Raw genomic sequence first — 12,945 nt, 5'->3', positions numbered from 1 at the left:
CGCGTACGGTCTGGATACTTCCAGCATAAGCCCGTGGAACGCCCGCCGCCTTGACCTGGCACACCAACCGCGACTTCCGGCTACACGAGTTTCAGTGGCTCGATATCGCGGAAGATGCCGGTCCTGGTCATGTCGCGGCGCAGGGTGAAGGCCTCCAGGGCGGCCACCGGATCGATCTGGTCGAGGCTGTCGAAGTGGATCTTCAACCACTGCGCCCGGCTGACCTTGACGCTGTAGAGGTACTGGTCACGCTCAGCGCCGGTGGCAGGATCTACCACCCGGCGATAGCCGGAGACGCGGGCCTCCTCGACTCCGGGCAGGCGGGCGAAAACCGCCCCCAGCACACGGAAGGCGATGCCGTGCACGTGATCACGGTAGAGCTTGCGCTGGCGGGTGGCACTCAGCCTGCGTGGCGAGAGCTTGAGCTGCTTGGGCGGCATGCCCCAGTAGCGATCCGGCATCTCCTCCTCACCGGGCAGGTCGATATCCAGGGCGATGGTCGAGACATCGCTGCCCAGGTCGAAATCGACCAGCGTCTCGCGGGGCCAGTCGATCTCCTCCAGCCGCTCGCGCAGGGTGGCCTCCATGGCTTCCGGGTCATCCCAGACCCCATCACTCTCGCGCTGATAGCGGGCGAACTCAGCGGCATCATGCTCCGCCTTGCGCCACTCCCAGGCCCGATAGCGCTCGTCGAACTCGGCCCTCAGGCGCCGACTCTGCACTTCCCGGGCTCGCCGGGCCGGAGGCCACAGCGCATGCCACCACACCGGGGCCAGCGGCTGGAACGGCGCCGGGGGTGGCTCGCCGAAGTCGCGCATCGCATAGCCGGCAGCCTCCGGCGCGGGCGTCTCCTCATGCAGCCGACCGAGCCGGTCGAGGTCGGCATTGAGCCGCTCGCAGAGGGCCTGGAGCTGCTCACGCAGGACTTCCTCGGCATGCCGGCGCAACACCCTCGCCTCGGCATCCGACATCGGCACCCCGTCGGCATGGAAGTAGATGACCTGGCCACTCTCATCGATCTCCAGCTTCACGGCCAGGCTGCCGCCCTCGGCCAGCTGCGCCTCCAGGGCAGCAGCATCGCAACCCGCGGCTCCTGCGTTCCTTCCGGAGTGACCATCGCCTCCGTTCAGCTTCTGCCGGTAGGCAAGCCCGGTACCGGGGATCCCGGCGTGGCCATGCACGCCACTCGGCCCCACACTGAGGCTGGCACCCCGCGGACCCAGCGAGAGGCCAAGGCCTCGCTTGCTGATATTGAGGCGCACCCCGGGTGCGAGGCGAATGCGGCGCTGAAAACGAAAGGCCATCCTGACTCCCTGTCCTGTGTGATGTCGGCAATCACGGCGACGCCGGGGAACCACCGGCTACCGACAGCTGACCAGAAAACCGCTCGCTTTCCAACGCCAGCTCGTTCAGTCGCGCTGCGGGTCCAGCGGTTCGTCCTCTGCTGGCGTAGTCCCGGGCCCCACTTCGAGCCTGGCACGCTCGAGGATCTCGGCAGGCAGCTCCTTCTTTACCGCCACGCCCAGTTCGCGGAACTCGCTGGCCTGCTTAACCAGGTTAGCGCGGCCGTTGACCAGCTGCCCCAGCGCCCGGTCGTAGCTCTCGCGGGCGCCATCGAGCTTGCGGCCCACGTCCTGCATGCTGTCGAGAAAGGTGGAGAGCTTGCTGTGGAAGCGCTCGGCCTTGCGGGCCAGCTCAGCGCTATGGCGGCTCTGGTTCTCGAAGCGCCACAGCTGGCCGACGATATTCAGGCTGGTCAGCAGCGTGGTGGGGGTGGCCACCAGCACGTTGCGCTCGATGGCGCGCTGGTAGAGGGTGGCGTCGTGGCGCAGCGCCTCGATATAGGCCGACTCCACCGGGATGAACATGATCACCACCTCCGGCGAGTTGAGCCCCGGCAGGTCGTAGTAGTGCTTGTCGGCCAGCTCCTCGATGCGATCGCCCACCGCTCGGGCATGGGCGGCCAGTGCCCGCTGGCGGGTCGCCTCGTCCTCGGCGTTGACGTATTCCAGGTAGGCGGCAAGCGAGGTCTTGGCGTCGATCACCAGGTGGCGCCCCTCGGGCAGGTAGACCAGCGCATCGGGGCGACGCTTGCCCGCCTCGGTGGTGAAGCTCTTCTCGCGCTGGTAGTCCTCGCCGGGGCGCAGGCCGGCGCTATCGAGCACGTTCTCCAGCATCAGCTCGCCCCAGTTGCCCTGGACCTTCTTCTGCCCCTTGAGCGCCTCGGTCAGCTGGGCGGCCTGGTCGGTGATATCGCGATTGAGCTGCTGCAGGTGCTTGAGCTCGGTGGTCAGGCTGGCGCGCTGGGCGGTCTCCTGGTGGTGGAGGGTCTCGACCTTCTCGCGGAAGCCCTTGATCTCCTCCTGGAAGGGCTTGAGCAGTCCCTGCAGGTTGCGCTCGGAGAGCGACGAGAAGGCCCTGCCCTTCTGCTCCAGCAGCTCGTTGGCGAGGTTCTCGAACTCCACCCTGAGCTGGCCCTTGCTCTCCTCCATCCACTGAAGCTGGCGGGCGAAGTGCGCCTCCTTCTCCTCCAGGCGAGTGGTCAGCTCGCCATGGGTCTGCTTGAGCGCATAGTAGGCCTCGCGGAAGCGCTCGAGCTCCCGCGCCTGGGCCTGGTTGGCCTCGCGCTGGGTCTCCACCTCGCCTTCGGCCACCTGCAGCGCCACCGTCTGCTCGCGGGCTTCCAGCTGCTGGGCATGCAGCTCGCCACGCATGACCTCCCGCTCGCGGCGCGCGGCAGCGATGCGACGTTGCTGGAGGGCGAAGGCGATCACGAGGCCCGCCGCGAAGGTGGCCAGGCCCAGGATCAGCTGAGTCGTGTCGAGCGTCTGCAGGTATTCCACAGTGGCGTCGTCCGGTTGGGGCATCAGGGAGTCGGGCAGGGGTGCAGCGGCACCACGACCCAGTCGTCGGTGCTGCCGAACCACTGCTGCAGCAGGCCACGCTGCTCGCCGAGCAGGATGGCAAGATAGCCAGCCAGCGGATGGTCCTCGGGGAGCCCCGCAGCATGCTTACGCAGCGCCGCCTGGTAGCGCTGCTGCTCGGGGGGCAGCTGCTGGGCATTGGCACGCTCGGCTACCACCGCCAAGGGTGGCAACAGCTGGTGGCTGGCACCGCGCTCCAAGGCAATGCACACCCCCTTGGCATCGAAGTCGCCCAGGTAGAGATGCGGCCGACCGCTTGCGGCCCAGTCGGTGGCCAGGTCGGTGAAGCCGCCGCCATAGAAGCTATCGCCGCGGTAGAGCACCAGCGGGCGCGGCCAGGGCGAGAGTGCCGGCAGCGTGTCGGGCAAGCCGTAGAAGCTGTCGAGGTTCTCGACCTGCACCAGGGCGTCGAAGGCGGCGAGGTTGAGGTCGCGACGATCGAGATCGAGGCAGTCGTGCGCCCGGCAAGCGACCCCTGGACGGCTCACCGCCGGCAGGCTGGCCAGCACCCGCCGCTCACGCGGCTTCTCGCGGACGCCCTTCGCCTCACGGTTGCCGAGCTCCGCCTGCTCGGCGGTGGTCAGGCCGGAGAGCCCGGCGGCGATGGCGGGCTCGCCGAGGGCGGCCAGGGCCTCGTCGATGCGGTCCAGCAGCTCACGGTCAAACACCAGGCGGGCATGGGTGAGGCGCGCACCGAGTTCGATATCGTGCGCCTGGCACCAGGCGACCACCTCGTTCACCACCTGGCGGCGAGGCCTCTCCTGGCGGGCGGAGCGTCGCAACGCCTGGTCGGCGTCGCGGAGCAGGTTGCGGGCGCGGGACGATAGATGCATGAGGCCTCAGGCGAGCTGCAGGGTGACGTCGTGGATCAGCCGGACATGATTGTAGCGGCTCGCCTGGCTCTCCTGCTGGCTGAGGCGGAAGGCGCGCTGTTCGCTTCTGGGTAGCCCCTGGAATTCGGCGATCACCTGGAATAGCCAGATTTCCTCACTCCACTCGTACTCCCCCTGCTGCAGGAACTCCAGGGCGCTGAGCCCCTCGCCGCCGTCCACCACCGCCAGATAGAAGCGCTCCACATCCTCCTTGAGGGCCTGCTGGCGAGCGGCCACGAGGGTATCCTCCTGAGGCGCGGCGGCACCCGCGGCGGTCACCGGCTGCGGGCGCGGAGCGGGCCGCGGCAGGCGGTGCAGCAGTTCGCCGAGCACACGGCTATCGGGATGGTGGTCTAGGGCGGCGGCACCGGCGGCGACCAGCGGGGCGGCACGGTTGACCAGTGCCGGCACCTCGCCGCGCCGGGCGTAGTTGCCGGGGACGAAGCCTGGGTGCTCACGCAGGAAGCCGGCCATGCCGGCCACCAGGCGGCTGCGCGACTGCTGCTGGCGGAAGCGCGCCATCAGCTCGACCAGGCGCCGCTGTACCTCGCGCAGGCTGGTGTAGTGCTGGGTCAGCTGCTGCTGCAGGCCGCTGACCAGCAGCTTGCGCAGCGCGCCATCGCTGCCCACCAGCTCGATCAGCTCGTCGAAGTCGATCAGCGCGAGGCCATCGAGCAGGCGCACGATCTGCTTCTGGGCACGCTGGTTCTCGCGGATCTTGTCGCCCAGGCGGCTGACAAAGCCGAAATCGCCGTTGAGGCGTCGCCACAGGCTGTCGATGGCGTCGGCGAAGCGGCCATTGAGGTCATCCACCTCCTGGCGCAGGCGCAGTAGCTGCTGTTCCTGGCGCCAGTACTCACCACCGTCGCGGGCCTCACGATAGCTCTGTACCAGGCTGCGCAACAGCTCTAGGGTCTCGGCCACATCGGCGTTGACGTGGCGGCGGCTCTCGTCGGCGAGCATCTCGGCGATCAACTCGCGCACCTTGGGCGCCAGCTTCACCCCGCCCTGCTCATCGGGGCGCCACAGGATGCGTGCCGCCAGCAGCCGGTTGAGAGCGGTGGTGCTCAGCCCCTCCAGCGGCACCTCGTCCCGGGCGTAGCCGGCCATCAGCGCCTCGGCGTGCTTGCCCAGCAGCGTCAGGCGCTCGACGCCGGTGCTGACCAGGCGGCTCTCCAGGGCGTGGGGATGGTCGACACTCACAGCAGGCTCTCCTGGCCGCTCGGCGCCTGGTCATCCACCGGCAGGTTCTCCTCGTCGCGGATGAAGCGCGCCAGGTCGATGAGGTAGTCGATCTTGGCGGTGACCAGGTAGTACTGGCGGTCGGCATGGGGCTGGAGCAGGTAGCCGTGCTCCTTGAGCCGCTTGAACACCTGCTTGAGCTGGGCGTCGAGCTGGTCGCTCTGGGAACCGAAGAAGGGGTCGGTGGCCAGGCGCTCGAGACGCTCGCGCAGCCCCTGGTTGTCCTCGCAGCGCGAGCTGAAGTCGGCGGGCTTGAGCACTTCACCGGGCGCGGCCGGCCCGTCGCGCCCCAGCGCCTCCTGGACCAGCTGCAGCCACTCCAGCAGCGGCAGCAGGCTCGCCACGGTCTCGCCCAGCTGCCGCGACAGCTGCTCCCGGGCGGCCTCGTCGAGCACCCGCCAGGCCAGGAAATAGACGCTGCCCTCGTCGTTGCTGGCCAGGCGGCGGTTGAGCGGGCGCAGGTAGGCGTCGATCCGCTCGCGGGTCTCATCGTCCTGCAGGCGGCGAAAGGCGCCCTCGTCGCTCACCGCGCAGATGAACTCGCCGGCCAGCAGGCGCTCCAGCAGGGGACCGAACTCCACCATGGAGCGCTCCATCGGGGTATGTTCACTCATGATGCCGCCTCCTCTGCGCGGGCCTGCAGGCGCTGGGCCAGGCGGCTCAGGCGCGGCTCGATGCGCTTGAGACGGCGCTTGGCTGGGGCGGCCTCGTCACGGTCGATCAGGTAGCGATTGTGGAACAGCAACAGCACGTCCGACTCCGGATTGGGGAAGGCGCCGACGATATGGATGCGGTTGTTGTCACAGGCGTCGAACAGCTTCTCGACGTTGTGGTAGGCCAGGGTGCCGATCTCGTCGATGGGCCAGTGGATGGCGATCTCGGCCGGGCCACGCAACAGTCGGGTGAAGGCGAGCAGGAACTTGCACAGGATCAGGTAGGCCATGCCGTGGCTGGAGGACTCCAGCAACTGGCGGTCGTTGCGGATCACCAGGTCGGTGCCGCCCTCGTTGAGGTGCAGCTCCAGGCGCAGCAGGCTCTCGAAGCTGTACTGCTGGTCGCTGCGCAGCAGCTCCACCACGTCGGCCAGGGCATCCAGGTAGTCGTCGCCGGGGAGCGGCTGACCCGAGTCGCGCCACTCGCGGTAGCGCTGGGCGAAGCGCTTGAGCGGCTCCCAGAAGCCCAGCTCGTCGATGGTCGACTGGATCCTCACCTCGGCGCGGCCGATGCCCTCGAGCACCAGGTCGTCGGCCACCTCGTCGGAGAGGCGCCGGCTCTGGGCGCTGATGCGCCGGTTGAGATCGCTGAATACGGTGAAGAACTTGTCGAGGTCGTCGGAGAGGTTGCGCCCCTCCTGCAGCAGCTGCTGCTGTTGCCCCTCGAGCAGCTGGAGCATGCCGGCGATCACCGGCAGCAGGCGGCGCGGGCTCTCGCCGTCGAGCCGGGCGCGTTCGGCCGCCAGGGTGGCCTGGAAGTCGGCGCTGGCTCCCTTGATCAGCTCGGACTCGAGCTTCTCGCAGCCACGGCGCAGGGCATCGAGCTCACGGGCGTGGTCGGTGAGACCCTGGCGCAGGCGCTCGATGCGCTCTTCCACATCCCCCGGTGCCTCGCCGAGGGGCTCGGGAGCCGGCTCCAGGGCCAGGGTTTCCAGCTTGTCCAGTAGCGGCGCCAGGGTCTCCACCAGCGCCTTGGCGGCGTCACGCCGGGTGGCAAGTTCGCTCACCGCGGCCTGATGCTCGCTGCGGGCAGTACGGAAGTCGGCAGCGTGCTGTTCGCGCTCCCGCACCAGGGCATCCCGGTCGCGGGCAAGCTCGGCCTCCTTCGCGACCAGGCGCGGCTTGCGCTCGCCCCACTCCACGCGCATGAAGTGACGATATTCCCTCAGTTCATCCTCGCGCTCGGTGGTCTGGCGAATACGCTTGCCCAGCGCCTCCAGCCGCGCGCGGGTATCACGCACGGTCTCGGGGTCGACACCCTGCTCGGCCAGCTCACGATCGAAGGCGGCGGTGAGCTCGTCACGCTGGCGGCGATGCTCCTCCTTGTGCTCGGCGAGCTGGCGGCGGTACTGGGCGACCTGCTGGTCGAAGCCGGCCAGCCGCCCCTGGAAGTCGGCGGTCAGCTCCAGGCGTTGGGCACGGTGGCCGTCGGCCAGCGCCTCCAGCGCCCGGTGCTGCTCGTCGCGCAGCGCCTGGTGAGCGGCCTCCTGCTCCGCCAGCGCCTCCTTGGCGCTGGCCTGGCGCGTCTGCTGGGCGGCGGCGTGGCGCTGCTGGCACTGGCTGCGGGCCTGCAGGGCGTAGTCCACCTCCTCGGCGGCACGGCGGCGGGCGGTACGCGCCCGCTCGAGGCGGGCATCGGCCTCCTGCACCTTCTGGTGGCAACCGCGCAGCGACTTCTCGGCAGCCGCTTCGCCCTCCTCGGCCTGGGCCAGCGCCTGCTCGGCGGCCTCGATCTCGGCCAGCAGGCTGGCCTCGTCCTGGGCGTAATCGGGCAGCGCGATGGCAGCGAGGTCCAGGGCGAGCCCGAACAGGTCGTCGCTGCCATCGTCGTTGAACTGGGGAGCGAGGTCGCGGCGCTCGAGCAGCTCCGGGGCGATCACCTTGCCCAGGCCCTGTTCCCAGCCCGGGCGGTGATGGCGCAGGAAGTGGCGCAGGCTGCCCTGGGCGGGATCACGCTGGACCAGCAACTCGTCGAGGTGTCCGCGGGAACGCGACAGCTGGGTGCGGGCCAGCTCCAGGTCGCGCTCGGCGAGCCCCCGGGCCTGGCGGCACTCATCGAGCTCGCCACGCAGTGATTCCACGGCGCCGGCGGTGGCGCTCTGCTCGCTCTGGGCCTGGTCGACCCGAGCCTGGGCCTGCTCTGCCTCGCGGGCCTCCTCCGCGCTCTGGGCGGTGTGGGACAGCTGCGCCTTGAGTTCGGCGAGACGCGCGGTCACCTGCTCCAGGCGGGCGCGATAGTCATCATCCAGGGCCTGGCGGCGAGCCTGGTAGTCGGCATCCAGGCGGCTCTCGGCCTCGCCCTGCTGGTCGCGGCAGGCCTCCTTCTCCTCGCCCAGGGCATCGATCAGCGCCTGGAGGTCGTCGCGGCGCGACTCGAGCAGGTCGCCCAGCTCCACCAGGCGCGCCTCCAGCTTGGCCTTGCTCTCCTTGACCGCCTGCTGCATCAGCTCCAGGTGGTCGCGCAGCTGTTGCTGCTGCTCACGCCACTGGGGCAGCGCCTTGAGGTCCTGCTCCAGGCCCGGCATATCCGCCGTCTCGTAGGCCTCGAACTGGCGCTGCAGGTCATCGAGCACGCCGCGGGTCTGGTCGAGCTCGCTGTCGACTCGGCTGGCACGGTCGTTGAGGGCGTCGCGGCGCTCCTGATAAGCCGTATCAAGGGCCTTGAAGTCACGCTGGCGCTGCTGGATCTCGGCCTCGCGCTCGGCCTGGTCCCGCGCGGCACGGTGGCGGTCCGCCTCCAGCTGGGGCTTGAGCTGCCACAGCGTCGCCTCAAGGTCGGCGATCTCGCGATCCAGGCGTTCGAGCTCACCCAGCGAGCGCTGCAGCGGCTCCAGGCGCATGGACTGGCGCATGCGAGCGATCCACTCGCGGGCCTTGGTATTGCGGATATGGGTCACCGGCAACTCGACCCCGTCCTCCTCGAAGATCGCCGCCAGCATGGTCTTGAGGGTATCCATCTTGCCCTCCTTGGCATGCACCGCGGAGACCAGCTTCTCCATATGCCGGATGCGCTGGCCGGGACGCACCAGGCTGAAGCGGGCGGCCACCTGGCGCAGGCGCAACCCCTCCTTGCTGTTGCCCCGGGGCTGGGTCCCGGTCTGGGTGAAGTCGTTCTGGATCACCGCGCGATACTCGGAGGTCGCCCCCAGCTTGGGCGAGACCGATACGCCCCGCCGGCGCAGGCCGTTGGCCCACTGGGCATAGTCCAGGGCGGCCACGCCGGCCTCGCTCTCGACCAGGTAATCCTCGGGGCGGTAGGCGTCGCCGACGAAGCGGTACTCGACTCCGCCCTCGCTACGCCGTGTCAGCACCGCCTGGCACACATCACCCTCCTCGCGGCGGTATTCGTAGACGAGGTAGCTGTTGCGATGCGGCAGGTAGAAGGCATCGAACTTGAGGCGGGTGCGTGGCACCACCTTGTTGGGCAGTTCACCATAGAACACCGGCACCAGCCGCTGCAGGGTGGTCTTTCCCGAGGCATTGGTACCACAGATATTGGTGTGGCCATCCACACTGAGCTCGACCACGCCTTCGAGGTGGCCGTGTATCATCACGATGCGAAGCAGCTGGCCCATGTCGCGTCCCTGGTCGTTTGGCATGGCGGTAGCCGGGTCATCGCCGGCGAGCGCACATAGTGCCGTAGCGGCGTGGCCTTCTCAATCGACAGGGGGCGGCCCGCGGGACAGGATGCCGGCAAGCGGGCCGGCCGCGGCGCCAAACGCAGCGTGCGTGTGGGAAAGCGAAGAAGTCAGGAGAGGTGAACAAGTGGCCATCCCTGGCCGGGGAGAAACTCAGCCGATATAGGCGGCGATCGCCTCGTGGGCGGCCTTGACGGCCTCGGCCTTCTGCAGCAGGTATTCCAGGACTTCCGGGGTGTGGATGGGCAGTGACATGGCGTGTCTCCTTTTTGGTTACCCGTCTAATAAAGCGCACCGCCGCACAGATTTCAATATCCGGGAAGTATTTCCATAAAATTTTTTTCGCAGCGATACCCAGCGTTACAGACCGGTGCCATGGATGCGCCTCGGCTGTCATGGCAGGCGCCGGCGGGTTACGCTGGCGTCGACAGGAGGCTCGCCATGCTCTCTCGCTTCACCGCCCAGCGCCTGCACAATACCCTTCAGCACCTGCTGATCCTGGCCGGCATGTCGCTGCTGCTTGCGGTGCCCGCCTGGTTGCTGGCGGGAAGCGGCGGTGTGCTGTGGGCCTTCGGCCTGGTGATGCTGACCCTCTACCTCGGTGGTCGGATACCGGCGCGACTGCTGCTGGCGCGCACCGGCGCCGGGGTGCTGCATCGCCACCAGGCACCACAGCTCTATCGAGTGATGGACCTGCTCTATCGGCGGGCGGGGCTCACCCAGCAGCCCTGGCTGTTCTATGTGCCCTCGCCGGATCTCAACGCCTTCGCCGTGGGAGATGCCAGGGACGGCGGTATCGCCGTCACCGAGGGGTTGCTGCACGGCCTGTCGCTGCGCCAGCTGGCCGGGGTGCTGGCCCATGAGGTCAGCCATCTGCGCCACGGCGACACCCGGGTGATGTCCATGGCCGCCACCATGACACGGCTCACCATCTGGGGGGCCTTCCTGGTGCAGCTGGCGCTGATCGCCATGCTGCCCATGGCCATGGCCGGCGAGATCCGCATGCCGTGGCTGGAGCTGATGGTGGTGGGGCTGGCCCCCGTGGCGAGCACCCTGCTGCAGCTGGCACTGTCGCGCAACCGCGAGTTTACCGCCGACCTGGAGGCGACGGCGCTGACCCGCGATCCGCAGGGCCTGGCCGACGCCCTGGAGGCCCTGGAGCGACGCAACGGGATGTGGCTGACGACCCTGTTCGGCCGCAGGCAACTCCCGAGCTGGCTGCACTACCTGCAGACCCATCCGCCGACAGATGAGCGGGTGCGGCGCCTGCTGGCGCTGGCCTCGCAGCAGGGGCCCCGGCCGCCCTCCTCGCGCCCCTATCGACCCTCCCATCCACTGGTGGAGACACGCCCGGAGCGCCAGGGGCATCGCTACTGGCTCGGCCGCCCCGGCAACCGGCGCCAGTGATGTAACGCAGACGGCACCCCGCGGGGTGCCGTCATGCCGGGAACCACGGTCGCCGAGGCGACCGCAAGCCCATCCGAGGAAGATTACTGGGCGGGCGCCTGCTGCTGTTGCATCTGCTGCTGCATCTGGCGCATCTGCTGCTGGCGCTCCTCGATCTGGCGTTCCAGCTCGTCTCGCTGCGCCGGGCTCAGGGCCGCCTGCATGCGCGACTGCATCAGCACGCTCTCGGCGGTCATCTCGCCGGTGAGGTCACCCAGCAGCTCGGCATCCTGGCGAATGGCGGCCTCGTCGAATTCAGGGCCGGCGTTCTGCTGCAACCGCATCTGCACTTCCTGGGCCTCGCTGCGCAGCGACTGGATACGCTGGCGAGACTCGCTGAGCAGGCTCACCAGCTCCTGCTCCTGGCCCTGGTCGAGGTCCACCATCTGGTCGAGCTGGGCCACCTGGTCCTCGGCGCTGGGCGCCTGGCCCTGGGGCATCTGCTGGGCGAAGGCCGGCACGGCGAGCGCCAGGGACAGTGAGGATACGGCGAGGGACTTGCGCAGGGTCATGGGATCTCCTGAGTCATCGAATTGGCCCCTGACCCTAGCGGACCGCATCGGGTGGCGTCCACCGTCGCCACGAATCCATGCCCTCTGGTTCGACGCTGGGGTTCGGCCTTCGGATCGGCGACAATCCCGTGATCCACCACCCTGGAACCCTGGACCAGACAGCACACAGGACCCTACTGCATGAAATATATCGGAGCCCATGTCAGCGCCGCCGGCGGCGTCGACCAGGCGGTCGAGCGCGCCGTGGCGATCGGCGCCAACGCCTTCGCGCTGTTCACCAAGAACCAGCGCCAGTGGCGAGCCAAACCGCTCGACGAGGCGGTGATTACTGACTTTCGCGACGCCTGCCGGCGCCACGGCTTCGGTCCGGGACAGATCCTTCCCCACGACAGCTACCTGATCAACCTCGGCCACCCCGAGGCCGAGGGGCTGGCCAAGTCCCGGGCTGCGTTCCTCGACGAGATGCAGCGCTGCGAGCAGCTGGGCATCGACCGCCTCAACTTCCATCCCGGCAGCCACCTGCGCAAGATCAGCGAGAGCGACTGCCTGGCACGCATCGCCGAGTCGCTCAACCAGGTGCTCGCCGAGACTGATGGCGTCACCGCGGTACTCGAGAACACCGCGGGTCAGGGCAGCAACCTGGGGTGGCGCTTCGAGCAGCTGGCCGAGATCATCGAGCAGGTGGAGGACAGGTCGCGGGTCGGCGTGTGCATCGACACCTGCCACGCCTTCGCCGCCGGCTATGACCTGCGTACCCGGGAAGCCACCGTCGCCATGCTCGACGAGTTCGACGCCGTGGTGGGCATCGAGTGCCTCAAGGGGATGCACCTCAACGACGCCAAGAGCGAGCTTGGCAGCCGGGTGGATCGCCACCACAGCCTCGGCCGGGGCAATATCGGCAGCGACTGTTTCAGCGCCCTGATGCAGGACCCGCGCACCGACGACATGCCGCTGGTACTGGAGACCATCGAGCCCGTCATCTGGGCCGAGGAGATCGCCTGGCTGCGCGCCCAGCAGGAGGCGGCATGAAGGGTTCATCGGAAATCAGCATCCGCCCCTATGATCCCACCGACTGGCCGGCAGTCTGGGCGATGCTCGCGCCGGTGTTCCACGCCGGCGAGACCTATGCCGTGCCCCGGGACATCACCGAGCAGGATGCCCACCGCATGTGGATCGAGCTGCCGCGGGCGGTACAGGTGGCGGTGGACGAGGCGGACAAACCGCTCGGCACCTACTACATCAAGCCCAACCAGGCCGGCCCCGGCGACCATGTCGCCAACTGTGGCTATATCGTCGCTGCCGAGGCGCGAGGCCGCGGCTTGGCGGGGCAGATGTGCGAGCACTCCCTGGCCCTGGCCCGGGAGCTCGGTTTCACCGCCATGCAGTACAACCTGGTGGTGGCCACCAACACGGTGGCGGTGCGGCTATGGCAGGCCCACGGCTTCGCGGTGTGCGGCACACTGCCCGGCGCCTTCCGCCATCCGGTGCTCGGAGCGGTGGACGCCCATGTGATGTACCGCCGGCTGTAAGCCGCCCAGGCCCGGCCAGCGTCGATTGACCGCTTTGCCCGCCTCGGTGCATGCTCTTGGACGCTGGAC

The 12,945-nt window shown here is 68.7% G+C and carries 10 protein-coding genes; 3 read left to right on the top strand and 7 right to left on the bottom strand.

The features are described 5' to 3' along the window. Nucleotides 1-80: 80 nt before the first annotated feature. The 6 genes from ACJ7IV_RS07345 to ACJ7IV_RS07320 all read right to left on the bottom strand — a co-directional run bounded on the left by ACJ7IV_RS07345 (nucleotide 81) and on the right by ACJ7IV_RS07320 (nucleotide 9,326). Nucleotides 81-1,304, bottom strand: a complete 1,224-nt coding sequence (locus tag ACJ7IV_RS07345) for a DUF4236 domain-containing protein (protein WP_483866417.1) — start codon at nucleotides 1,302-1,304, stop codon at nucleotides 81-83. Nucleotides 1,305-1,409: 105 nt separating this feature from the next. Further along, complete coding sequence (locus ACJ7IV_RS07340; RefSeq protein WP_483866416.1) at nucleotides 1,410-2,867, bottom strand: DNA recombination protein RmuC; 1,458 nt, start codon at nucleotides 2,865-2,867, stop codon at nucleotides 1,410-1,412. Then, nucleotides 2,867-3,757 carry a DUF7281 domain-containing protein gene (locus tag ACJ7IV_RS07335; protein WP_483866415.1) on the bottom strand — a complete coding sequence of 297 codons (891 nt, stop codon included), beginning with the start codon at nucleotides 3,755-3,757 and terminating at the stop codon, nucleotides 2,867-2,869. Before ACJ7IV_RS07335 ends, ACJ7IV_RS07340 begins: the two co-directional genes overlap by 1 nt. 6 nt (nucleotides 3,758-3,763) lie before the next feature. Next, complete coding sequence (locus ACJ7IV_RS07330) at nucleotides 3,764-4,999, bottom strand: hypothetical protein (protein ID WP_282040260.1); 1,236 nt, start codon at nucleotides 4,997-4,999, stop codon at nucleotides 3,764-3,766. Beyond that, nucleotides 4,996-5,622, bottom strand: a complete 627-nt coding sequence (locus ACJ7IV_RS07325; RefSeq protein ID WP_332875625.1) for a condensin complex protein MksE — start codon at nucleotides 5,620-5,622, stop codon at nucleotides 4,996-4,998. Before ACJ7IV_RS07325 ends, ACJ7IV_RS07330 begins: the two co-directional genes overlap by 4 nt. Before the next feature lie 26 nt (nucleotides 5,623-5,648). Further along, a complete protein-coding gene (locus tag ACJ7IV_RS07320; RefSeq protein WP_483866559.1) occupies nucleotides 5,649-9,326 on the bottom strand; it encodes an ATP-binding protein in 3,678 nt (1,225 codons plus the stop codon). A 504-nt stretch (nucleotides 9,327-9,830) separates the two neighbouring features. Between ACJ7IV_RS07320 and ACJ7IV_RS07315 the strand changes: the two genes are divergently transcribed. Then, a complete protein-coding gene (locus ACJ7IV_RS07315; protein ID WP_483866414.1) occupies nucleotides 9,831-10,796 on the top strand; it encodes a zinc metalloprotease HtpX in 966 nt (321 codons plus the stop codon). An 83-nt stretch (nucleotides 10,797-10,879) separates the two neighbouring features. Here the strand turns inward: ACJ7IV_RS07315 and ACJ7IV_RS07310 are convergent, their stop codons facing one another. Then, nucleotides 10,880-11,347 carry a hypothetical protein gene (locus ACJ7IV_RS07310; RefSeq protein ID WP_161432272.1) on the bottom strand — a complete coding sequence of 156 codons (468 nt, stop codon included), beginning with the start codon at nucleotides 11,345-11,347 and terminating at the stop codon, nucleotides 10,880-10,882. Nucleotides 11,348-11,527: 180 nt separating this feature from the next. Here ACJ7IV_RS07310 and nfo point away from each other — a divergent pair, with 180 nt between their 5' ends. After that, nucleotides 11,528-12,376: a deoxyribonuclease IV gene (gene nfo / locus ACJ7IV_RS07305; protein WP_483866413.1), complete on the top strand. Its 849-nt coding sequence runs from the start codon at nucleotides 11,528-11,530 to the stop codon at nucleotides 12,374-12,376. Next, nucleotides 12,373-12,876 carry an N-acetyltransferase family protein gene (locus ACJ7IV_RS07300; RefSeq protein ID WP_483866412.1) on the top strand — a complete coding sequence of 168 codons (504 nt, stop codon included), beginning with the start codon at nucleotides 12,373-12,375 and terminating at the stop codon, nucleotides 12,874-12,876. Before nfo ends, ACJ7IV_RS07300 begins: the two co-directional genes overlap by 4 nt. Nucleotides 12,877-12,945 lie beyond the last annotated feature (69 nt).

The sequence above is a fragment of the Halomonas sp. C10-5 genome, from assembly GCF_057169305.1.
Note: the sequence above shows the minus strand (reverse complement) of the source record. Positions and strands in the feature narration are given on the sequence as shown.